Raw genomic sequence first — 21,879 nt, forward strand, 5'->3', positions numbered from 1 at the left:
ACTCGCTGGATAGGATCGCGAAAAGTCTCCTTTGATTCGAAGGCATAAAGGGTCTTCGGACCGCTCATCGACATGCCGCATTGGGCGGCGGCATTCAGCAGGCGTCGGATCCGCGTGAGTACCTATCTCAAGCGAACCGATCGTAATGATAAAATGCTCATTGAACATGGTGAGCGGCTCGGCCACGGCGTCCTCTTCAAGCGACTTGGCTTTCTTGCGGAGCGACGTTCGGACGGCGCATCACTTGCCGAACTGTGCCGCACGCGGCGCACGGCAGTCGAGAGACCAGATCGGCGGTGCGATGGACGATCGCGAAAGGTTGCGACAATGTATCGTTATTCTGCAGCGAGTTATCGTCTATCTTGGCAGCCACTCAAGAACAAGATCGCCGCGTCTGGGACGAGCGGCGGGATCAACAGAGCGTTTGAACCAGCTACTGATGCAAAAGCGCTAGCAGTTGGCCAGGATCGATCCTTCTTTGCGCGGGGCTTCGCGCGGCCTGAACATGCGCCTGCATTGATCATCTCCCACTCCGGCGCTTCTGTGATGCTGCTTTCTTGACTTACCCAATGTTACCCAACTTCGATCTGAATGGGTGCATATGGGCGGAAAATGACGGTTAGCGTTCCCGACACGCGCGGCCCTGGAAGAGGAGGGCACGTGAATTTGCGGGCCAAAGAGCCCAGAGGAGGGACTAATGCCAAGGACGCTAGCCGCTTTGCGCGGCCATTCGGCTCATTTTGTCAAAACCGCTCTGATTTGCTCAACGCTTTTGGCCGGTGCGGCCGCATCTTTCGTCCAGGCCAAAGCGCAGGATATCAACTGGCGCCAGTTCGAGGGCTCTTCGATCGTGTGGGCTTACGACATCCATCCATATGCTGACGCCGTTGCAGCACAGCTGCCCGAGTTCGAGAAGTTGACAGGCATCAAGGTGACGCCCGAGCTTTATCCGGACGACGCCTACTGGAATAAGCTTACCATCCAGCTGAGCACAAAATCACCCTCGTGGGACGTCGTCGGCACGGGGATTCAGCCGGCTTGGGATCTCGCGCCCGGTCAACTGCTCGAGCCGCTCGACCGCTATTTGAACGACCCCAAGCTCACCTCGGCAAGCTATGACTACAAGGACTTCTTCCCCGCATTGCGTGACGCGCTGACGTGGCAAGTCAATGGCGGCCAAATCGAAGCGGGCCGGGGTCAAGTGTGGGCTATCCCGCACGGGTTCGAAAACATCCAATTGTTCTACCGTAAGGACATTCTGGACAAGCACGGGATCAAGCTTCCGACAACCCCAACGGAAATGTCCGCGGCTTGCGAAAAGCTGAAATCTGCGGATCCGGCGATCACACCTTTGGGCGTGCGGGGAGTCCGCTTTTGGAGCAGCATCCACACGGCCGCAATCTCGATTGCCAAGTCTTATGGTGTGCACGACTTCGTCGTCAAGGACGGCAAATTAGAAACTGGTCTCGATTCGACCGAGTCGGTCGCCTTCCACAAGGACTATGTGGAGATGATCAAGAAGTGCGCTGCTCCATCCTTTGCCAACGACAACTGGTATCAGGTGGTCGATGGCATCAATTCGGGTCGGACGGCGATGGCGATCGATTCCAACATGTTCGGGTTCTGGAACGATGTCGCCGGCAAGCCCGCTTCGGGCAAGATTGCATTCGCTCCCCCTCTGCGCGCTCCGAACGGCAAGAATTTCGAATCGAACATCTGGATCTGGTCCCTGGCCATGAATGCGGCCTCTCAGAAAAAGGGAGCAGCCTGGCTGTTCATCCAGTGGGCAACGTCAAAGCAGGTCGAGCTCAACGGTGCCGTCGCCGGGAAGCTCGTCAACTCTCCGCGCGCCTCGACCTGGAGCGACAAGGTTTGGCTCGATTACGCGGCCAAACCGGAATTCACGAACTTCGTGGATACCTTCAAAATCGTGCAGGACAGGGCTGCATTGGCCTTTACGCCGCGCGCAGGATTTGCCGAGGCGATGAACGCCTGGGCAGTCGCCATGCAGAAAATGGTCAACGGCGCGGACGTGAAGGCGACTTTGACCGACCTCGCCTCCGAGATCCGCTCCTCCATGTAAGGCGGTCGGGGGCCAGCAGAAGCGTTTGCCGCCCCCACCACGCCCGAGTATCTTTTGAGAAGTGAGCGATGGACCTTCAAGGCATCGACGCAATCGTGACGCTACAATCATCGGCAGACCAGCTGGCCTCGTCCAAAAACGAGCAGGTGCAAAAGGCCGAGCGGAATGCTCTTGACTGGTGGAGCCTTGCTGCGATTGCCCCCGCAATCATCATCCTGCTTGGATTTCTGTTTCTGTTTTTCTATGGGGTCTTTCAATCACTGACCGATCTCAAGTTTGGCCGTCCCGTGGTTCGCTTCATTGGATTCACCAACTATGAGGTGGCAATCAAGACCCAAGATTTTTGGAATAGCGTGCGGGCGACTATGGCGTATGCTTGCTCCGCCGTGCTCGCTGAAGCGTTCTTTGGGCTTGCGCTCGCCAAATTGTTCGCAAGTGGGGTGTACCTTGCCCGGCTGATGCGGCCCGTCATTCTCCTTCCCCTGGTTCTGCCGCCAATGAGCGTCGCCTTGATGTGGACCACAATGATGGACCCGCAGAATGGGATCCTGAATTATTTGCTTTCGCTTGTCGGGATCGGCCGGTTCGCATGGATTTCGGACGCCAGTACGGCGATGTTCTCGCTGGTTCTCATCGACATATGGACTTACACACCATTTTTTGCGCTAATCATCTTCGCCGGCTTGCAGGGAATCAATGACGAGATCAGAGAGGCCGCGCGGGTCAATGGCGCGCGGGGTTGGGCAACGTTCCTCTATATCGAGCTTCCGCTCATCGCGCCCTACATCCTGATCGCCGCAGTGTTTCGGCTGATCGAATCGCTCAACCAGTTTGACATCATCTTCGGAACAACCCAGGGCGGCCCGGGTGACAGTACTTCCGTGCTCTCCGTCCGCGCCTACATCACGGCCTTTCAAAATCTCGCCTTCGGGCGTGGTGCCGCGCTCATGGTTGTCAATTGGATGATCGCGCTTCTCGGGACCTTGGCCATGGTTAAATTGTGGCGGTTGGTCCGGCAGCGCGTAAGCTAGAGGAGGCTGACATGCGTTTCAATCGCTCAACGCCTGCAAGCTTGTTCCTTAATCTGCTGGTTGTTGCCTGCACGCTGATCCTGACATTTCCGTTGGTCTGGATCGTGATGATGTCGCTGAAGCAGCAGGCCGAGGTGATGATCTGGCCGCCGCGCTTTATCTTCACTCCAACATTTGAAAACTTCCGCGTTTTGTTCGATGCCGCCCACGCCGGGGCAACAAGCTACGGCACCATCAAGGTTGATTTCCTGACCCCGGTCACCAATAGCGTCGTGATCTCGCTTGGTGCGGTGCTCGTATCGCTCATCGCGGGGGTACCGGCAGGCTACGTCCTGGCGAGGCGTGATATCCCTATGAAGGAGGACATCGCATTCTTCATTCTGGGCTTCCGCTTCGCGCCGGCTCTCCTCGTCGTCATACCGCTGTTCAGCGTGTTCCAGACAGTCGGCCTTTATGACACCTATTTCGGTATGATCTGGGTCTATCAAGTCGTCACGCTGCCAATGATCATTTGGCTGAGCCGTTCATATATCGAGGACATCCCAAAGGACATTGAGGAGGCGGCCGCCATGGATGGCGCAAAGCCATTCCGGGTTGTCTGGCACATCGTTCTTCCGCTTCTAAAGCCCGGCTTGATAGGCGCTTCTTTGCTTATCTTCCTGCTCGCGTGGCACAACTTCGCGCTCGGCCTGATCCTCAGTTCGACGAAAGCACCAGTCACCGTCGCCCTGCTCAAGCTGCTCAATCCGGGCGTTCAGTTCTATCCGGTGATGGCTGCGGGTCTGGTGGTGACCATGATTGTGCCGGTCGTCCTGATCATCCTTGGCCAGCGTCATCTCGAACGTGGTCTTACCTTTGGGGCCGTGAAATGAGCCCCAGACCATTGATGTTCTTCGGAACGACCAATCTCGACCTCTGCTTCAACGTCGAGCGGCTTCCAACGCCGGGTGAAAGCCTGATGGGAAGCTTGAAACGGAATGCGGGAGGCAAGGGCGCCAATCAGGCGGTCGCCGCCGCTCGATTGGGCCTTCGGCCGAGGTTCTACACCCGACTTGGCGATGACGACGCCGGTCGATCCTTGCTGCAAGCGCTGCGTGAGGCAGGTGTCCGTCTCGATGCCATAGCGGTGTGCCCAGGGGAGTTATCGGGTTCTGCTCTCGTCCTTGTCGGTGACGACGGCTCCAACATGATCGTCATAGACCCGGGCGCCAATGCAAATGTCACACCAAGCATGGTCGAAAAGGCGGCCGAATTCATTGAGCGGGACGCAATCGTTGTTGCCGAGATGGGCATGCCGGTCCCCGCGCTCAATCAACTCTTTGCAATGAAGAGCGTCAAGGGCTTCGATCTCGTTTTCAATCCGGCCCCCGTGAGGGCGGGCCTGTCCGCGGCGGCGTGGAGGAGTGTTGATTTCGTCACTCCAAACCAGACGGAAGCGTTCGAGCTCACCGGTGTCGAGGTGCACGACTTCGACAGCGCCGCTCATGCGGCCGGAAAGCTTCTCGATCTGGGGCCAAGAGCTGCCCTGATCACGCTTGGTGCGCAGGGGGCCTACTACGCTGATGCCAGCGCGTCTTTTGCGCTCCGGGCATTTCCTGTGAAGGTCGTTGATACGACCGCGGCGGGCGATGCCTTTAATGGAGCCTTCGCAGCCTCTCTTGCCCACCGGTTGCCGATACGAGATGCGGTCAAAAAGGCGCTCGCGGTTGCCGCCTTGTGTGTGACGCGACGTGGCGCCCAAAGCTCGATGCCCAGCTGTGTGGCCGTCGACGAATTTCTGAATTCTCAAACGATCTTGGAGTTGGAATGACCGAACAGTTCTCAGTTGCAGACAGGACCGTGCTCGTGACTGGTGCAGGTGGGGGCATTGGCTCAGCCATTGCCAATGCTTTCCGTCAAGGCGGTGCGAACGTCCTGGCAACCGACGTTAATGTGGAAAGCCTCCGGGACATTCTGACGCGTTTGCCGCACGGCAATGGCATCCTGCCTATGAGCATGGATGTGTCACGAGAAGATGATGTCGGCAGAGTGCTTGATGAGATCGCCAAGCGCTTCGGCAGGCTCGATGTCCTGATCAACAACGCCGGAATAAAATCGGCTCAGGCGCTTCTAACCGGCAATGCCGACAGAATAGAAAAAACCATACAGATCAACTCCGTCGCTGTGGTTCGGTGTGCCAAGCTCACGATCGAGCGCTTCATGAAGAGCAAGGGGGGGCGCATCGTTAATGTCGGGTCCTCCTTGTCATCTCAAGGCGCGGTTTTCAATTACCAGGCTGGCGGCGCCGACTATTGCTTGTCAAAGGCCATCGTGCACGACGTGACAAAGCTGCTCGCTTATGAATGTGCTCCGCTCAAGATCAACGTCAACGCAATTGCACCCGGGATTATCGATACACCCATGCACGCGCGTCCGCGGGAGGAGACCGAAGCGCGCCACAGCGGCCGAATTCCGCTGGGCAGGGTCGGATTGCCGGAGGATATCGCAGGCCTCGCGGTGTTCTTGGCCAGCCCCGCAGCATCCTACATGACCGGGCAGATCGTCCATGTGAATGGCGGGATGCTGATGAATGGTTAGCACCGGCTCGAACGTGAACTGGCCGCCGATAGAAGGGATCATCTCGGACCTGGATGGCGTCGTCTATCGTGGCAGCACCGCAATCGCGGATGCAATAGAAGCATTTACGCGATGGCAGGAAGCCGGCGTGCCGTTCTGTTTTGTGACGAACAATTCCACGCATACCCCGGTGGACGTCGTCCGCAAGCTGAATGGATTTGGTCTTTCGATCGCACCGTCAGAGGTGGTTACAAGCGGCATCACCGCGGCAGGACTCATCCGAGCGAATTATCCGCACTTGACGCGAATCTATGTCATCGGCGCTCCCTCGCTTGTCACGGCCATGCGCGATATTGGGCTGGAGGTCACTGACCGAACGCCGGAAGCCGTCGTGATGGGGCTGGACCGGGATATCACGCACGAAAAGATGCGAATTGCCGTTGAGGCGATCCTCGGTGGAGCTGTCTTCATCGGGACCAATCCCGATCTTCTGCTGCCGACGGCCAGTGGGTTTGAACCTGGGGCTGGTGCGACGATTGCAGCTGTGGCAGCCGCTACGCAAGTGCAGCCTTTGATCGTTGGAAAGCCGCAAGTGCCGATGATCGAGACAGCGCTCTCACGCCTTGGTACGAACCGAGGTTCAACCATTATGATCGGAGACCAAGTTTCTACGGATATTCAAGCCGGAAAGAGGGCGGGTCTTTCCACAGTGCTTGTTACAACCGGCGTGCCGACGCCTCAGGGTCCGTCCTTGATGGCCCCCGACTTCACGGTATCGAGCTTGCGCGAAATTGAGGTAAGTGCTGCTCGCGCGGCTCAGGCGCGACAGAGGAGGGCATAATGGCAAATGTTCGTCTGGAGGGCCTGAAGAAGGCATATGGGACTATCGAGATCCTGCGTCATATCGACCTGACCATCGATCACGGCGAGTTTGTCGTCTTCGTTGGTCCGTCCGGGTCAGGCAAATCCACGCTACTACGGATGATCGGCGGGCTCGAGCCCATCAGCGGTGGGCGGCTCCTCATTGACAATGAGCTCGTCAACGACATCGATGCGGCTGATCGCAACCTCGGCATGGTCTTTCAGAGCTACGCTCTCTATCCGCATATGACGGTGAGTGAGAACCTGGCCTTTCCGCTGCGCATGGCCAAAGCCTCGAAAGCCGAGATCGCCTCCAAGATAGCCACAACAGCGTCGCTATTGCAGATCGACCATCTATTGGATCGCAAGCCTCGACAACTTTCAGGTGGGCAACGCCAGCGCGTCGCAATCGGGCGCGCCATCATGCGAGAACCAAAAGTGTTCCTGTTCGATGAGCCCCTGTCCAACCTGGACACCGAGTTGCGCGTGCAAATGCGGGTCCAGATCGCCAAGCTCCACAAGCAGCTCGGAAATACCATGATCTATGTGACGCATGATCAGGTGGAGGCGATGACCATGGCCGATAAGATCGTCGTCCTCAAGGACGGCAACATCGAACAGGTCGGCAGCCCGCACGATCTATATCACCATCCGGCCTCGCATTTTGTGGCAGGATTCATCGGCTCGCCGAAGATGAACTTCCTGGGCGGCAAGGTCGAGGCAGCTCACGAAGATGGCCTGGACGTCCGACTGGAGGCCGGTTCTACGATCTCCGTTCCGGTCCAGCCCGACAAAATGCTGGTTGGCAAGCCGGTCACTGTTGGAATCCGCCCGGATGACTTCTCCTCGCCCGTGCAGCAGGAGATCTCCATTAGACTGGAGGTGGATTTCGTAGAGCATCTCGGTAGCGTCACGTACATCTACGGTTTTGCTGGAGACGAAACCGTCGTGGCCAGGGCTCCAATATCCGGCTCGCGCAAAGGCGCCGGAAAGCTCACTCTCACAGCCGCTCCAGCCGACTGCCACTTGTTCATGAGCAATGGAAAGGCGGTTCGGCGGTTGCAAGCGCCTGCGAGTTGGAGCTAGTCTTGTCGAGCCGTGCGATGACGCCGGCTCGGGACGGACACGCGGGCCACTGAGGTGAAGGGAGCCGGCATCAGGCAGTTCTTCCGCAATTCCCGTTCGTTTGTCCTTGGTGCGGGGATCGGATCGGGCATGACGGCCAGGGCCGCGGAGCGGGCGGGCGCCGATTTCGTGCTCGCACTCAATGCTGGCCGTTTTCGTGCCATGGGCGGGGCCTCGCCCGCCTCCATTCTTCCAATCCGCAACAGTAACGAGTTGGTAGCGGGGTTTGGACGGACCGAGATCCTACCAAATACGAAACTGCCGGTCTTCTTCGGCACCTGTACATTCGACCCCGAGCTTGATCTCGATCGTTGGCTCGACCGAATCATCAAATGGGGATTTGCTGGCGTAACCAACTTCCCTTCGGTCATACACATCGACGATGACCGCAGGTCGTTGCTCGAGCAGTCCGGCCTGGGCTATTCCCGGGAGATCGAGCTCCTTGTGAAGGCTGCAAAACGCGGCCTGATGACGATTGCCTATACTCGCAGTCAATCTGAAGCGCGCCGAATGGTCGAAGCCGGCGTGGAGGCCATTTGCATCAACTTCAATCTAAACCGCGAGGTTGAAAGCGGGTCCGATCCGTCGATCAGCCTGTCTGAACTTGCAACGCGTACAAATGCCGTTGCGCGCGTTGCTCAATCCGTCAACAAGAGCACCGTCTGTTTGCTTGGGGGCGGCCCGATCACAAAGCCGGACGAGCTTCTGGACATCTGCCGCGAAACCGGAATCCAGGGGTTCATCGGAGGCTCTTCGCTGGACCGCGTGCCTCTGGAGATGTCGGTCCTCGAGGTGACGTCGGGCTTCAAGACCATCCACCTGTTGCGCGAGAAGGTGGATCTGCTCGAAAGGAAGCTGCAGTTGAGTGGCTTCAGGCACGGCGTTATCGCACAGTCCTCGGCAATGAAGCGCGTCCTTGAGATGACCAAACGCGTTGCGGCGACCCCCAGCCCAGTCCTCATTTGGGGAGAGGTCGGCTCCGGCAAGCGTAGAATAGCAAGCCTGGTTCACGCGTTCAGCGACCGCAGGCACACCAAGGCGACGCTGTTTCATTGCCGACCCGGTCCGGCGATGGAGACACTTGGCGCGTTTTTCGGCGCCGAGCGGCTTGAGAGTGGCCGACGCCAATTGTCACTGCTGGAGGCGTCTAGCGACGGCGCCGTCTTGCTGCTGCATGTTGACCAGCTTTCACGCGAAGGCCAGGAGCGCCTCGCCGACTACCTGGAGACGGGCGGGTTTACCCCTCTGAACGGGGTAACTGTCATGCGTTCCCACGCCCGGATCATTGCGACCGCGACGGTGGCCCGAGGCGCTGGTCTTGAAACGGTTCTGTCCGCGCGGCTTCTCGACCTTTTTACCGGGCTGGATGTCCAGTTACCTTCGCTACCCGACAGGCTTGAAGATCTGCCGCAACTCGTTCAACACTTCACCGTCGAAGCCAAAGGAGATTCCTGCGCCCAGACGCTCACGATCGAAAACTCTGCATTCCTTTCGCTCGCCGGGCATGATTGGCCAGGCAATTTGCGCGAGTTGCGGCAGGTGGTGAACCAGCTCGTGACCTTGCCATCAAGTCACATCACCGGTGAGGTGCTAAAGCCGCTGTTGCAGCCACCTTCAGGTCCACGGCCCACGGCCTCGCTGTCCGAGCGAGACTGGATTATCGAGGGCCTAAAGAGAAACCGGCTTCACCGCGGCAAGACTGCTCGCTCTCTCGGGCTTTCGCGCAAAACCCTCTACAACAAGATCAAGAAATTGCGGATCCTCGAATAAGACCTCATGCCCGTCGGAGCGGCTGCTGGGCGGTGGCGGCATGCTCCAGCGAGAACTTCGGTACCGACGACGAGCCATGAGAGCCAAGGCTTACGAGCCGGATATCCGATCCAATCGGCGCGGCAAGCGCCTCGGGTCGCACATGGACGGACCCATCCAGCTGTGAACCTAGCCGTTGCTCTGCAGCTGTCATCCTAGCCTCGTCCGCCGCGACAAATAGGACTTTGAACCCTCGGCTTGCAAACCACTCCATACGGCGAAGCTCGAGCTCCTGACCGCGATCGAGCGGCACTCCTGCCGGTGTCCGTTCAATCATGGAGGCAGGCGGAAAGTTCGTCACTCCCGTCATCCCTGCCTCTTCCAACAAATCACCAAGATCTTCCCAGCATGCAAACGGGTCGATCATAACGATCGCCGCATAGCAGGAAGGGGGTACTTTAGGCCCCGCTTGCAAGTCCCGCAGGAGACAGCCGTTCCAGTCGATAACGGGAAGCGTGGCCATGACCAGCATGGCGTTCTGTGGAAGGGTCCGCAGTGACGGCGCATAGATGGTCATCTGATCACCGCGAGACGAGGATAGGCTTGCGGCAAGGCGACCTAAGACATTGGCTCTCACGGTTTCTACTCAACCCTACCCAACTGATGCTTCCGCCGATCTTACACGCCGCTTCATCCAGGTCTAGACCACGACGTCGATCGTTATCGCAGCATCACCCTGCTTTCTTTGGCGCAGGAGCAAGGTTCGGCTGGGAAGGGATGGTCGTCGGGGCCGTTTCCTCCTGGCTGCTTAAGTGGCTGTCCGCCCGTCCCGAGTGTCGGATGCGATTTGCTGCAGGGTACTGAGGAGCTCCGTCGCTGTGAAAGAGGGCCCGTGAAGCGTCTCGGGTAAAAAATTTCGGGCGAGCTATCTGCGCCCTACGGATCCGCTAGCAGACCGGCTCGTCTGCTTCCTCCCTGACTGGCGCCGCTGCTGGAAAACTCCGGCAGCGGCATCTTTTTTGAGTCGGAGCGCGCACGCCGCGCGGTCGAGAACTGGTTTCCCGGAATTGCACAGCTCGCGACCATGCGGAGCCAAAATCCAGAAACGATCCGCCAGCTACGCTTGCCGTCGTCGGCTCAAACGGGGAGGCGACTTCCGATCCAGACGGTGGCGCCTCAATCACCTCGTTTCGGAACTACTGTACCTCGGGCGAATGGACAATCGAAGGCATCCCCGAACTGCTCCGGTTATCTCACGTAGAACGAAGCTTGGTCGACTTAGGGGGCACCCGCTTATGGGGCACGCGTACCTGGCAAAAATAAACTTTTCGGGGACCCCCTCCCCACTGCCACGGTCCCGTGCGTCCAGCACCGAGGAAGTTTCCCCGCGGTTTCCCGGCCGAAGAACGGAGGGACAGCATACCTGTTAAGTGATTGATGTTACTGGCGCGCTCGGAGAGATTCGACCCTCGGAATCGAAATCCGATCAATCGGCAGATTACATGTCCTGAGCGGAAGGCTTGGCCAGATGGAAGGACCTGCTTGACCTGCTTCACCCCTCAGCCAGGTACCAGGGGTAGTGCGGGTGCTTAGGCTAAAACTCACCGATCAACGCGCCATGGTTGATTTGTAGGTAGCGTTGAACAGCCGCCGGCTGTGCAGCGCTGAGCGGCGGAAGTTTGCGCGGGCCGTGAGACCTTCAAGCTACAGGGCGGCCACAGCGGCAGATCGCGCGCGGATACCTTAGACTGGCGCACTTCGCTGCCGGGGATGAGGAGACTTGCGCCATGACTACATTACACCCGCCGGACCAGCCCTCGTCCTTCTCCGAGCGCCACGCGACCAAGCGCAGCCTCGCGGCCCTCGCCGACCGACCGCGTACTTTGAACGGCTCGTGCAGCGCGCAGAGAGCGTTGCGAACATGAGCCTAAACGGGAAGCTCGGCACGAGCACGCAAGGCCCTGGCGATAACGGCACCAAGCCTAGCGCCGACACGGGGACATCAGGGCAGTAAGGAAGACAGATGTTGTTTCCAGATAGGAACAACTGGCGTGCGGACATGCAGGACGTGTCCGCGGCCATTGACGAGAGCACGGGGGAGTTGGTGCAGGTGACGCCTTTACGTTGGCACGCCACGGCCTAACTTTCCGCGGTGCCTGATCCTGCGAGAGCTGTCACGGTAACGGCGGTTTTCACGAACAAGGCGAGATCGATAATCATGGGCGAGAACAATGGCCGGATTGCTTCCGGCCACTTTGTCAGCCCGATTGTCAGCACGTCGGAGCCGATCTTCTCGTTTGGCTATGGCGTGTTGCCGTTCCAGCTTGTGCAGGGTTATCGCATCATGCGCCTCTGCAATCGTGCTCTATTTGAGATTACAGACGTGAAGCCTGATGGCGTTTCGCGGATCGACGCCAAAGTGGTTCAGCTTGGCATCGCGGCGGAGGAGTTCTAGTGGAGCGCATTCTATACGCCCCGAGGCAAGGCGCGACCTATGAGCCGTCACTAGACATCCTGGTCCCGGCACTCACCCGGCTGCGCGATTGTAGGAACTCGATTGATACCCTGGTGCTGCTCGACTCGTTGCCGAACATGATCTTGCCAGGCTTGGCTTACGTCGCATCGCGCCGCCAGTACGTTCCGCGCGAGCGGTGCAAGCGGTCGTGACATATTGCGGGCCGACGTTCCTAGAACGATGCTTGGGCGCAAACGTTCGCAAGAGCTGTTGAAGCGCTATCCGAAGCGAGTAGCATGTGCCGGTCTGGTTAGGTATGACGCATAGGTCTGTTAGATTCGTAACCTACACCTAACACCAAACGACAATGGCCCTCGAAATAATCCTTTCACGGCAATCGTCACCCCTGCAACACACGAGGCGCATCAACGTTAGGGGCCTGGGGAAATGCAACTGACCGCTACACGACGTTATGACGATTGGCATCCGGTCACGCTGGAGCCGTTCGATCTCGAAGATCGCATGTACAGAAAGCCAGATGGGTCTTTCGTTCTGATGGTCGTAGGGGCATTGCCGGGTAGTCCCGCAGTTGACCAGTCTTACAGTCTATTAGGTGTATTTGAGTGGTTGGGTGAGTGCGCATGGCAAGTCGAGCGGGCGGTGATCGGAACGACAAGCTCGGCTTATGGAGTTGGTCGTCACCCGGCACATATGGGGCAGCGCCCTAAGGGCGGAACAAATGCAGGAAAAACTTGCGTCCGTTCTCAACGAGGGCCATCGTCATCTGGTCACCGTTCGCAAGGCGCAAAGTGGACATCTGGAGATACAGTTCGACCAGGAGCTGGGAGACGTAGGCGGTGCGTTCACTGAGACGTCAAAGAGTGTTCCCGGCAATCGACCTGGTTAGGTAACAAGCGGCTAAGGAGGGGCGGATTGCACTAAGTTTCTTGTCGATACGAGAGCGTCCCGGGCGCGCGGTGGAGTTGCATTCTGGATTCTGAGGCACGTCTCGCTTTCTGCTTGCAATTTCATGAGGTGCTCATAACCTCGCATCGGCATGGGCCGACCGTTCTATCCGCAACGGCTGTGGCGCGCGCCTAAACGTACCGCTGGAGGCATCACGGTAGAGCCGATGGAGTGACCTATGGCTGTAATGGATAACCAGGTATTAGACCTGAGTGATCAGGAAGTGCTGGATTATTTCGGCCGGGAACGCAGGCAAGTAGGCGATAGCAAGCGATTTGAAGCCTCTATTGTCAGACAGATCACCGACCTGGGAATGCATGTTGCTAGCCAACGGCCTGAACCCGGCGATTTTCCTGAGGACACCACCCTAATAACGGCGGTTCGACGGTATTATGAAGTTATCGCGAACGGGCAAATTATTCAGACCATCTCGCTCACGATGCGTGTCATCCAATCCTTCGGAGTTCACGCGGACACAAACTTAGCCGTTCGAGGTGCAGCACACGAGGCCGCTATCGTACAGTTGTTCCGAGACTACAATAGTGCACGCGACGGTGACATCGAGGCATATGCAACAGCAAAGGCTCAACAGTTGGGCGCTAGCCCCGACGAATTTGCGTTATACTTTGCTCCGACGCTAACGCTCAAAGCGTGGGACATGGATCGTCAGAAAGAGGATGCGCTGCGCAATTATTTTGCTGGTTTTAGAGAAAAGGGTTTTGAGCTGCGACCGATCCGGGATGAGTTCATCCCAACTTACCAGCCGACAAGACCGGGCGGCGTAATTGAAGTACCGGCAGGCACCGGTCCGGGTGAAATAGAAAGGAAAGTTGAAGAGGCTGCAAAAGAGGAGGCGAGGCAGAATGAATGCCACGCGGAGAGATATGAAAAGATCAAGATAGCCTCTCTGAACAGATGGCCAGACACAAAGGTGGAGTGGAGATGGGCGCTGGTAAACTGGGGAAAATGGAAGTTTCATTTTTGGAGACCGGTAACACTAATCCGGGATGTCGAGTTGGTGCTGTATGTGACAATCACCTATCTCAACGCAGATGAACGACTCAAATCCATCTTCCTTGATTGTTTAAAGGAAGCGGCGGTCGATGCTGCGGTAACCGGGGTAGTTACCGAAAATTTCGACGCAGCGGTGGCCGCCTTCAAGGCCGTGTTCTGGAAGTTGCTAAAGCAAAAAATAAGAGAGACGGTGAATTGTTTGATTCCGGGCCTTCGCTTGGTAGAGGAAGCGGGGAATTGGCGCGTTCTATAAAGGAGACCTCTCTTGCCGAACAGCCGTTCAGAATGCGTGAACAACGATCACGCTGTCGTAAAAATTACATTCAGGCACACAGGCATAGAAAACATGACCCTAAACCACGGTCAGGCCGACAGTATCGTTGGCCCGCAGGATGAAGAATTTAGGTATGCCTGGAAAATCCGAGATGAACTAATCACCGATGACGAGGTCACGAGATATGGAGCGCAAGCTCGTTATGGCGATACGTTGGTCTTCGGCAACCCGCCGGGCAAAGTACCGTAGAGACTCCCACAGGATACGGCGAGGCTATAACTGCCAATCCTATTCAGATAGCCCGCTGGCGCCCGACGAAGGCGGGTAGAGGCAGGCGGATTTCGTCTCCGGGCATTGATGCTCCCGAAAGCTCGGTGAGAACAGCTCGGCGCGGTGTAGTGCGGTCGTTATCAGATATATCCTACGGAGCCGTGTTTAGCGTCCACAGCCCGCATTCACGACCTATCAGAGCTTTGCTAATTCGCTCGACGCTACTGCCAGAAACTCTGCACTCTTTGGGGCGACTTTGCCGTTCAAACCGAGTAAGGCCACACCGATCACTTCGCCCCTGGCATTGAGCACCGGGCCGCCGCTATTCCCAAACGCAATCTTGGGTGAGATTTCAAGATGCCGGACGCCGCTTCTCGGAAAAGGTCGAATGAGCGTGCCGGTCTCTATTCGGACTGGCCGCGCCGCATGGTGGGCTGGATATCCGACCAGTTGAAGCGACGAAGCATTCGGCGACGAGTCTAAAAATGTGCTCGGCAGCCGAGAGGACTTCAGCGGCGCTGTTCGGGAAGCCGTTGAGGCCAGCGGCGAGAAGCTCTCGAAAATGCGCCAGTCTCGGAATTGTCGAGATCACCGAAGTTTGCGCCATGGCCCCGCCTCCTGCTCGAGGCGGGGTTTCTCATGCGGCCACCCCGTGCTGCTGCTGCTTCGCGTCAATGTCCGCGTCGGCAACCGCTTCATCCCAATAGAGACGCCGGCCGCCCGGCCGGATGCCCCCAGGGATCAATCCCAAGCGATGGCGCCGGCGATCTCATGAACGGAGCAGCCGTACTTCTCCGCCATGGTCTTGATGTCGATTAGGCGTCGCTTCGACATTTCCTGACATCCTTTGATAATTTGAAGGTGTCAAGGAAACTGTCGTGATTTTCTCGCAATGTCGAAATCCGCAATCCGCGGCGGATTTAATTTCCGCGGATTTTGGTTCGGCGGCCGGGGCCGATTGCTTCTCCCAACCGATCTTTCATCTGCCGTTTGTATTCTGGCCCATACAGTTCGCGGCCGCCAACGAAGCCTTGCTGCTTTGGATGGGCGCGAAGCCCGTCGAGTGTCGGATTCTGCGCGGTGGCGATATAGGTGCAGACGAACTCGACCAGTGTAATCTTCGTGAGCCGCCTGTTCTCTTTCGTCGCCTCCGGCGAGCGCTCATCCAATGAACGATTCCCGCAAGCGATCTCAAACTGCGGTCGCAATCCGCCATCGCATCGTCCGCAAGCCTTTGAACGATGAGGGCGTTAGGTCTGCCATTGGGAAAAGATCGTACAAGATCCGCAATGTAGGTGTAATATCGGTCAAACCGTTTCCGCGCTTATCCTTCAGGATAATTTTGCCGGACTCGATCGCTCCGGCAAGCCGACGAGAAGCTTCATGGGCCGAGCAGCCAGTAGCGATCAGATCATCGAGCATCTCAGCGACGCCGACTATTTCACGCGCTCGATCTTCCATGGTTCACGCACGCCGCTGAGAGGATCGCGCGGGGCAAGCTGCTGGCGGTGAGACATCAGCGACGGCTGGCCGGCCGGCCCCGCGCAAACTAGTATGATTCTGATCTACCTCCCGGCAAAGAAGATTGTCCCAGTGGATAAGGCGAGTATGTTTCAGCCACCGCCGCCGGTATAAGGTCCCATCTTTTCCAGCCGCCTCCATGGGATGGGCCAGGGTAGAGGCAAGCCTTCGCCCATCGGAAGGAATTGTTCCGAGCCTGCTTCGAGCTTCTGTTCAATGGAATTTGTGCGAGAGCGTATTCGCACGCCGACGAGTGGTTTTTCCTTTCCCCAATAGTTGGCAGGGTCTCGGGTGACCGCGGCATCAGCGCTGATTGGCGTCAATACAGGGAGAGAGAAATTGGGCGGGTCGGCGGTGAACTCGAAGTCTTGGATCCCGTCCGGCGGAGCGTCAATGTAGACGTACGGTTCAAGCTGAGGATTTGCCCATCCGGTAGACGCCGTCCTCCCGGTGGCCCAAACAATAATCTGTGGCGGATTGCTTCGGAGCACTCTTATGATGGCGCTCTGCACGTCGTATATAAGTGCCATTCTCGCCTCCAATATGATTGAGGATACATCTCCATTTTCTATCCACCCTCACTTATCCCACCACGGGTTGCATGCAATCGTCAATAAATAGGTTGCCTATTTAGGTTGAGTGCGACAGCTTGTCTCTCCATCCTTTCATTCAAACCGATATCGATCTCCCGGAAGATGACACGGGGCCTCGCCTCGCGTCTGTAGTGCTGTCATTTCGTCCACTAAAACTAGCCAACCTGAACGGAACGCCGGCCCGCTTTGGCCAGATTCAGGTTTGCATGAGCAGTGTCCTAACGAGCTTCACCGCATTGCCTTCAATAAGGTCTTGTTGCTGTCACCCAGGTCGTCAGCAAATCGAAGAAACGCCACCACGCGGGCGAGCGTCGTCGGTTTAATGTCGAAAAGATCGTCGGCGGCCTGCCAGAAGGCGCTGGCTGCCTCATCCGTGTATTCGTCTGGATCTTGACCGACCTCGGCCTCGACGACCGCGTTGCGATCCTCCAAAGAACTCGCATCGTCAAGTCCGTGGTTTGCTGCCTTGCGATAAGGCAGCGACCATGGCTCGAGCTTTGAAATGCCGCGCACGGCGTCGTCGAGGGTCGCCGCGAGCGCGCAGAGATCATGGCTGAACCAGTGGCTCTCGTTGACGAGCATATCGTTGGCCTCCTCGAGCACCCAGCTCGTAAGCGCGGCCAGCCCCGCCGGAGTCGTTGGCCGGGTGCGCATGACGACACGAAAGGCCGCGCCGTGCCGGTCCATCAGATCGTCCATCTCCGAAGCTGTTCCCTGCTTAGGATAGACCTCGCACAACTCGTCGAGCTCGATTTCGACGCGCCGCCAGCGTCCAGGGCGGCGAAGATCGGATCGGCAACGGATAGCATCTCCGGCGCCGTGGTGGGCGTTGCAGCGACGATGGGAAGGGCGACGATCGAATTCATCAGGGATCTCCTACTCAGAACGGCGCTTTCTGCGCGGGGCGTATAAGTCGGCTTTGAGCGCGTCGGTCCAGCCTCGGTTGAGGTGGCCTGCGATGCGCTCGGCGGGCTAGCTGAGGTGGGAGGAGTAGGGCCAATTGGACGGCGCCTGGGGCGCTTGCGGTCTTGGTTGTCATATCGTGCTCTGGGTTTGGCCGATCAAAGCCATGCCCGGTGACAGACCGGGCAGCCGGGGGTTGATCACTAGCCAGAGCGACTGGTCGAGACGTTTTTTTGCGGTTTCCCGGTGGACTGCACGCTCGCCCCGGCCATAAAGGTCCGATCGGAGCCGCGACGCCAAGCGCGTCCGTCGTTTCAGCCGCCATCGCTCGTCGCCAAACGAGTGATTCTTTGACCAAGGGAATGCGGCCTAGCTCTGGTCCGGGTGATCAAACCCAGAGCATCATCAGCTGATTTGCGTCAGGTTGCGTTAGCTTCAGCCTTGGTTTTCAGTCGACGATCGCAGGGGATGATTATGCCAGACAGTGCGAATGACGCTCTTTCGCGAGAACCGTTCGTCGTGACGCTCACCAACGGAAGACAGCTCACGGTTTCGGGCCCCCCAATATGCGGAGTGTCGACACGCGAGATGGAGCGCTTCTTTTTTCTCGACGGATCCGGGCACTGCACCAGTGTTATTGCTCCGGGACTTTGGAAAAGCGTGAACATCGACGTTTAGGTATGCCGCTTCCTTAGGCGGGTGCTTCCCGCGCCCGCCCCATGATGCTCTGCACCTCGGGAATTTTCCCAGCTCACCCGCCCCGGCGCTTCCGAAACTGGATCACGCGTCCCCAGCCGGGCGGGCGGGGCCGCGGCTCTGGCCGAGCCGGCCGGGTGGGTCTTCATCGAAGGGCGTCTATTCGACATCCTCCATGCCGTAGGCGATGTACCACCAGCGCTCCGTCAGTGAGGCGCCGGCCCATGGGAATTCTTCGGGCTCGGACTCCATGTCCTCGGGATCGCCGGTCTGGAGGGGGACGGGCTTGGCGGGGCTATCCCACATGATGCCGCCCGCCGGCAGCTCGACGTATTCGCCCCCCGGCGCGTCGGTGCACTCGTCCATCACGAAGGCAAGGTCGTCCTCGTCATCGGCGATGAAGATGCCGACAAGGTCGCGGTTCTCGATGATTCGGACGAGATACGCGGGCATGGGCGCTCCGAGGGCGGGGTCTCAGATTGCCAAATCAAGGTCACCCAAGCCAATTCACCTACTGGCCTATTGCGCTCGCCCTGCGGTTGCAGAATGGTGCCGTGTTTATAGGGAGAAGGATCCATGTCGCTTGACAATCGAACAACCGAAGACCTGATGCGAATAGCCACGGCCGGCGGTGGCCTTACGATCAATGGCGGGCCAGGACTACGGAAGATTTGATGCGAATAGCAGCAGCGGCAAGCTCGAGGATGCCGCGTAACCTTCACGGGCATGGGGCCGCGGCCGACGGGATGCGAATTGCGACAGCCGGGAAGGGGTGCGTAGAATTCGCCTAGGGCTGGACGCTCTGAGGAAGCCTCTCCCTGGACCTGTGAATAGGTGGGATAAGCGCGATTATTGCGGCGATCACTCGTTCTGCGTGTCATCATTTCGGCCGTTGCGAATCACCTGATGGAAAGCAAATGGCGAGCAAGTTTCGCGCGGTACCTTGGAAGCGTAACCTTAAGGCTGTCCCTGACCACATCCTCAAGCAGATCGCGGCATTTCAGTCCCACATATTCTTCGTCGGCGTGACCAAGACGTTCACTCCAGATCAGATTAATGCTGAGCCGCTCAAACAGCTGGGCATTCCGAGCGGAGAGGGGGAATCGCGTGAGACAATCCCCGGCGCCGACATGGGGAAGTATTCTGATCGCAATCGAAACGGCTGGGAAGTGGTCCGCCGTGATTTACCGATGACGACAAAGACCCGTTATTGGGAGAGTCCCAACTTTGGTGATGCGTCAAGGTATGGCACTCACACGCACTATCACACGCGGGAAGTCTATCAGCGTGAGTTCCACGAACCTCGCCTATATTCGATCGTTGCGCATACACTGAAGGTCAATCTAGCTGGAGCCTGTGTCGTATTGCTGCGCGTGAAGCAAGAGCTCAGTCGAGCTGCGGCGGGCTTCGAGGGCGAACTTCTGCTTATGCTTAATCTCTTGCAGGAGCACTGCGGAGCTGCAGGCGTCGTGAGCAGCGAAACCTCCACCGCTGACTACATCAAGACCATAACCCTCGACTGGGAAGTTTTCCCGCCCGGCAACGCGACGGAAGTTGTCGAGCGGTTGACGCGCGGCGGAACGACCCACGCCGAGCTTCGCAGCAAGATCGATGAGCGCGTTCGTCTATTCTCCAAACTCAGCCCGGCAGCCTTTCTGAAGGGCTCGGGCGGCTTCGGCTCGTATATTGGAGCTAAGTTTGCTGATGATCTCGTCGTTTTCGAGAACGTGCAGTACGGGAATGCGCTGTATGTGCTCTATGACCAATGGGAGAACGTCTCCAAGCGTTCACGGCTTGAGCTTCTCAAGGAGACCGACGCAAAATTTGATCGGCTACCTCACAGAATAGGATGGGATGAGGCATTCGAAAAGCTGCTTCGTAGCGAGAAGAAGAAGCGCGGGCTCAAGTAGGCGAGCGGTGCGATACGAATGAAACTCAGGATCATAGAATTACCGGACGATCACACATTTCTGTCGCCGGTGCGATCGATGGTCGATGGCTTCTTCAAGATTGTCGCGTGGCTGGCGCTCTCTGCGACAATCCAAGTTGTGGCGGAAGCAACGCGGAGCGTCCTGCTCTGGACGCTGTGCTTGACCGGTTACTTCATGCTTGTGTTGTACATTCAAACGTTCGTCGATTGGTTGACGCACGGAAAGTTGCCCGGAATGGCGGTCGCGATACGAGAAGTTCGGCCAGGAAAGGGGGCGCGGTTTGGTTTCGTTCGGTGGTTAAGCCGCGTCGCCGTCCCGGCCATTGGGGTCGTGATCTGGCTATCTCTTATGCTGGCAATGCAGTCGACCATTGAGAAGTCCGCATCTGCTATCGTCGAGTTTCAAAAGTCTTCAAAAAAGTAGCCATACAGCCTCTTGCGCTCGCGCCTTGGTTGCGGAATCCTCTGTCCAGGAGGAAGCTAATGACCGATTTCAGCTCGATGGCGGCGAAAGCGAAGGCGGAGCAGGAGGCGCGAGCTTCTAAAGACGCAGAGAAGCTGGCGCAAGAAAAGAAACAACGCGATGAGTTCGTCGACAAAGCCGTCTCTGCACTCGAGACAGTTGTTCTGCCAATACTTGAGCGCGCTCGCGCAGATTTCGCCAAACACGATGTCGAGAAAAACAGTATGACGTCCGCAACTATTATGTGAAGCGGAGCCCCTCGCTGAAGTTTAGTTGTGTTAGCCCAAAACGAGCTTCCGACAGCTATCAAATGGAGACGCCCGCGGCATTCTTTCACTGCGATGGCGAACGCGTCACGATTGGTCTAGGAAAGGAATCGTTCGACAGTGAACCAAAGCTGCCGTTGGGTGACGCGCCACTGGCCGATGCTGAGAAGAAAATCGCCGATGCTCTCGAAAAGATCATCACTGGATATTTCGAGATGATCGAACTGCACAAGCATGTGCTAAAGTAGGGCCCGAAAACAGAAACCGATGTTGCCGAGCGCACTAGACTTGATTGCGTTGGATTGGGCGAGAGACAGGCGGGGATTCCGTCGGTCCTGAGCATCACGAAAGGCGTCGTGACGTTTCGATTCGTAGTGCTTTCCCTTAATGGGCGGGTGGCAGCGGCATACGCGTTAGGAGCGTTATCAAGCCGTCCCAGATCTTGTTCATTATGAAGCCGAAGATTGTGGCAGCGATAGCCAGTACGACACCAGTTGCGAATATGATGTGACTGATCCTGTCGAGTTTTTTGCTCTGTTTGTCTGACGATCCTTTCAAGTGCCCGACATCCGATTTCAACTCGCCGAGCGCCTGCTGCATTTGCATCATCGACTCGACGAGATGCATGGTGCTGACGGTTTGCGCCAATACAGGAGGAGGTACTTCGGGAAAGGTTTTCGGCGTAGCGTCTTGCGACACATCCTGCTTTGGAGACCTAGCCACCGGGCATCTCCGCCTTCGCTTTTATCCAGTCCCAAATCTCGGTGGTTGCTCGCCCGTAATAGTTGGCCATGCTGAAGATCATAGCGGGGCCTGTATCATTCTCAGGTGTGACTCGAAGTTTGTTCGAGACGTCTTGGGCTGTGCCAGCGGCTGATACGAGCCATTCGCGATCACCGACCCTAAGAAAATTTCCGGGAAAGGCGCGGGACATTGCCGCTTCCATCTTCGCGGGTTCGGCAACTCGAAAGACGACGAAGATTGTCATGGCTCAGGGGATACTCGATTGCCGATGAGAGTTCGTCAAGTCGCGAAAAGCAGAGCGCGTTCCGACCTACCCCGTTGGGCCTGCCGGAACTATTGCGCTTGCCACTAGCAAATCAGCGTCCACATGTCACCCGCC

At 57.6% G+C, this 21,879-nt stretch carries 26 protein-coding genes; 16 read left to right on the plus strand and 10 right to left on the minus strand.

All coding sequences use genetic code 11. From position 1 onward, the window contains the following. The first annotated feature begins 114 nt into the window (after positions 1 to 114). The 9 genes from BM190_RS40010 to BM190_RS35830 all read left to right on the plus strand — a co-directional run bounded on the left by BM190_RS40010 (position 115) and on the right by BM190_RS35830 (position 9,426). Positions 115 to 561, plus strand: a complete 447-nt coding sequence (locus BM190_RS40010) for a hypothetical protein (protein WP_143109151.1) — start codon at positions 115 to 117, stop codon at positions 559 to 561. 136 nt (positions 562 to 697) lie between these two features. Next, positions 698 to 2,083 carry an ABC transporter substrate-binding protein gene (locus BM190_RS35795; RefSeq protein WP_092262215.1) on the plus strand — a complete coding sequence of 462 codons (1,386 nt, stop codon included), beginning with the start codon at positions 698 to 700 and terminating at the stop codon, positions 2,081 to 2,083. A 68-nt stretch (positions 2,084 to 2,151) separates the two neighbouring features. Then, entirely contained in the window at positions 2,152 to 3,114 is a 963-nt protein-coding gene (locus tag BM190_RS35800; RefSeq protein WP_092262216.1) for a carbohydrate ABC transporter permease, read from the plus strand. A gap of 11 nt (positions 3,115 to 3,125) precedes the next feature. After that, positions 3,126 to 3,986: a carbohydrate ABC transporter permease gene (locus BM190_RS35805; protein WP_092262217.1), complete on the plus strand. Its 861-nt coding sequence runs from the start codon at positions 3,126 to 3,128 to the stop codon at positions 3,984 to 3,986. Then, positions 3,983 to 4,924, plus strand: a complete 942-nt coding sequence (locus BM190_RS35810; RefSeq protein ID WP_092262218.1) for a ribokinase — start codon at positions 3,983 to 3,985, stop codon at positions 4,922 to 4,924. Before BM190_RS35805 ends, BM190_RS35810 begins: the two co-directional genes overlap by 4 nt. After that, entirely contained in the window at positions 4,921 to 5,691 is a 771-nt protein-coding gene (locus BM190_RS35815) for an SDR family NAD(P)-dependent oxidoreductase (protein WP_092262219.1), read from the plus strand. Before BM190_RS35810 ends, BM190_RS35815 begins: the two co-directional genes overlap by 4 nt. Continuing rightward, entirely contained in the window at positions 5,684 to 6,511 is an 828-nt protein-coding gene (locus BM190_RS35820; protein ID WP_092262220.1) for an HAD-IIA family hydrolase, read from the plus strand. The genes BM190_RS35815 and BM190_RS35820 overlap by 8 nt, the downstream gene beginning before the upstream one ends. After that, complete coding sequence (locus tag BM190_RS35825) at positions 6,511 to 7,617, plus strand: ABC transporter ATP-binding protein (RefSeq protein ID WP_092262221.1); 1,107 nt, start codon at positions 6,511 to 6,513, stop codon at positions 7,615 to 7,617. The genes BM190_RS35820 and BM190_RS35825 overlap by 1 nt, the downstream gene beginning before the upstream one ends. A gap of 54 nt (positions 7,618 to 7,671) precedes the next feature. Continuing rightward, positions 7,672 to 9,426 carry a phosphoenolpyruvate hydrolase family protein gene (locus BM190_RS35830; RefSeq protein WP_143109152.1) on the plus strand — a complete coding sequence of 585 codons (1,755 nt, stop codon included), beginning with the start codon at positions 7,672 to 7,674 and terminating at the stop codon, positions 9,424 to 9,426. Positions 9,427 to 9,430: 4 nt separating this feature from the next. Here the strand turns inward: BM190_RS35830 and BM190_RS35835 are convergent, their stop codons facing one another. Beyond that, positions 9,431 to 9,982, minus strand: a complete 552-nt coding sequence (locus tag BM190_RS35835) for a hypothetical protein (RefSeq protein WP_177237488.1) — start codon at positions 9,980 to 9,982, stop codon at positions 9,431 to 9,433. A 1,641-nt stretch (positions 9,983 to 11,623) separates the two neighbouring features. Here BM190_RS35835 and BM190_RS35840 point away from each other — a divergent pair. From BM190_RS35840 to BM190_RS40015, 3 genes are all read left to right on the plus strand, one after another. Then, positions 11,624 to 11,860: a hypothetical protein gene (locus BM190_RS35840; protein ID WP_092262222.1), complete on the plus strand. Its 237-nt coding sequence runs from the start codon at positions 11,624 to 11,626 to the stop codon at positions 11,858 to 11,860. A 1,144-nt stretch (positions 11,861 to 13,004) separates the two neighbouring features. Then, positions 13,005 to 14,093 carry a hypothetical protein gene (locus BM190_RS35855; RefSeq protein ID WP_092262225.1) on the plus strand — a complete coding sequence of 363 codons (1,089 nt, stop codon included), beginning with the start codon at positions 13,005 to 13,007 and terminating at the stop codon, positions 14,091 to 14,093. A 12-nt stretch (positions 14,094 to 14,105) separates the two neighbouring features. Further along, entirely contained in the window at positions 14,106 to 14,363 is a 258-nt protein-coding gene (locus BM190_RS40015; protein ID WP_143109153.1) for a hypothetical protein, read from the plus strand. Between the two features lie 216 nt (positions 14,364 to 14,579). On the opposite strand, the gene BM190_RS41985 is transcribed toward BM190_RS40015, so the two are convergent. From BM190_RS41985 to BM190_RS35880, 7 genes are all read right to left on the minus strand, one after another. Beyond that, complete coding sequence (locus BM190_RS41985) at positions 14,580 to 14,948, minus strand: trypsin-like peptidase domain-containing protein (RefSeq protein WP_502687019.1); 369 nt, start codon at positions 14,946 to 14,948, stop codon at positions 14,580 to 14,582. A gap of 356 nt (positions 14,949 to 15,304) precedes the next feature. Then, positions 15,305 to 15,553, minus strand: coding sequence for a hypothetical protein (locus BM190_RS35860; protein ID WP_092262226.1), 249 nt, complete (start codon positions 15,551 to 15,553; stop codon positions 15,305 to 15,307). Between the two features lie 22 nt (positions 15,554 to 15,575). Continuing rightward, entirely contained in the window at positions 15,576 to 15,845 is a 270-nt protein-coding gene (locus tag BM190_RS35865) for a hypothetical protein (RefSeq protein ID WP_092262227.1), read from the minus strand. Positions 15,846 to 15,997: 152 nt separating this feature from the next. Beyond that, positions 15,998 to 16,435: a hypothetical protein gene (locus tag BM190_RS35870; protein ID WP_177237489.1), complete on the minus strand. Its 438-nt coding sequence runs from the start codon at positions 16,433 to 16,435 to the stop codon at positions 15,998 to 16,000. Between the two features lie 291 nt (positions 16,436 to 16,726). Continuing rightward, positions 16,727 to 17,197 carry a hypothetical protein gene (locus tag BM190_RS35875; RefSeq protein WP_092262228.1) on the minus strand — a complete coding sequence of 157 codons (471 nt, stop codon included), beginning with the start codon at positions 17,195 to 17,197 and terminating at the stop codon, positions 16,727 to 16,729. Beyond that, positions 17,185 to 17,364: a hypothetical protein gene (locus BM190_RS40020; RefSeq protein ID WP_143109154.1), complete on the minus strand. Its 180-nt coding sequence runs from the start codon at positions 17,362 to 17,364 to the stop codon at positions 17,185 to 17,187. The genes BM190_RS35875 and BM190_RS40020 overlap by 13 nt, the downstream gene beginning before the upstream one ends. A gap of 892 nt (positions 17,365 to 18,256) precedes the next feature. After that, the gene (locus BM190_RS35880; protein WP_092262229.1) at positions 18,257 to 18,550 is read right to left on the minus strand and encodes a hypothetical protein; all 294 of its coding nucleotides are present in this window, start codon (positions 18,548 to 18,550) and stop codon (positions 18,257 to 18,259) included. Positions 18,551 to 19,014: 464 nt separating this feature from the next. On the opposite strand from BM190_RS35880, the gene BM190_RS35885 reads away from it, so the two are divergent. The 4 genes from BM190_RS35885 to BM190_RS35900 all read left to right on the plus strand — a co-directional run bounded on the left by BM190_RS35885 (position 19,015) and on the right by BM190_RS35900 (position 21,004). Beyond that, positions 19,015 to 20,007 (plus strand): hypothetical protein, encoded by a 993-nt coding sequence (locus BM190_RS35885; RefSeq protein WP_092262230.1) that lies wholly within the window; start codon positions 19,015 to 19,017, stop codon positions 20,005 to 20,007. A gap of 18 nt (positions 20,008 to 20,025) precedes the next feature. Beyond that, positions 20,026 to 20,451, plus strand: coding sequence for a hypothetical protein (locus BM190_RS35890; protein ID WP_143109155.1), 426 nt, complete (start codon positions 20,026 to 20,028; stop codon positions 20,449 to 20,451). 59 nt (positions 20,452 to 20,510) lie between these two features. Beyond that, positions 20,511 to 20,738, plus strand: coding sequence for a hypothetical protein (locus BM190_RS35895; protein WP_092262232.1), 228 nt, complete (start codon positions 20,511 to 20,513; stop codon positions 20,736 to 20,738). A gap of 62 nt (positions 20,739 to 20,800) precedes the next feature. Further along, complete coding sequence (locus BM190_RS35900) at positions 20,801 to 21,004, plus strand: hypothetical protein (protein ID WP_092262233.1); 204 nt, start codon at positions 20,801 to 20,803, stop codon at positions 21,002 to 21,004. Positions 21,005 to 21,140: 136 nt separating this feature from the next. Here the strand turns inward: BM190_RS35900 and BM190_RS35905 are convergent, their stop codons facing one another. Both BM190_RS35905 and BM190_RS35910 read right to left on the minus strand, forming a co-directional pair. Beyond that, on the minus strand, positions 21,141 to 21,479 hold the full coding sequence (locus BM190_RS35905) for a hypothetical protein (RefSeq protein ID WP_143109156.1): 339 nt from the start codon (positions 21,477 to 21,479) through the stop codon (positions 21,141 to 21,143). After that, a complete protein-coding gene (locus BM190_RS35910) occupies positions 21,472 to 21,744 on the minus strand; it encodes a hypothetical protein (protein WP_092262235.1) in 273 nt (90 codons plus the stop codon). The genes BM190_RS35905 and BM190_RS35910 overlap by 8 nt, the downstream gene beginning before the upstream one ends. Positions 21,745 to 21,879: the final 135 nt, after the last annotated feature.

It is taken from the genome of Bradyrhizobium sp. Rc3b (assembly GCF_900114915.1).
Classification (GTDB): domain Bacteria; phylum Pseudomonadota; class Alphaproteobacteria; order Rhizobiales; family Xanthobacteraceae; genus Bradyrhizobium.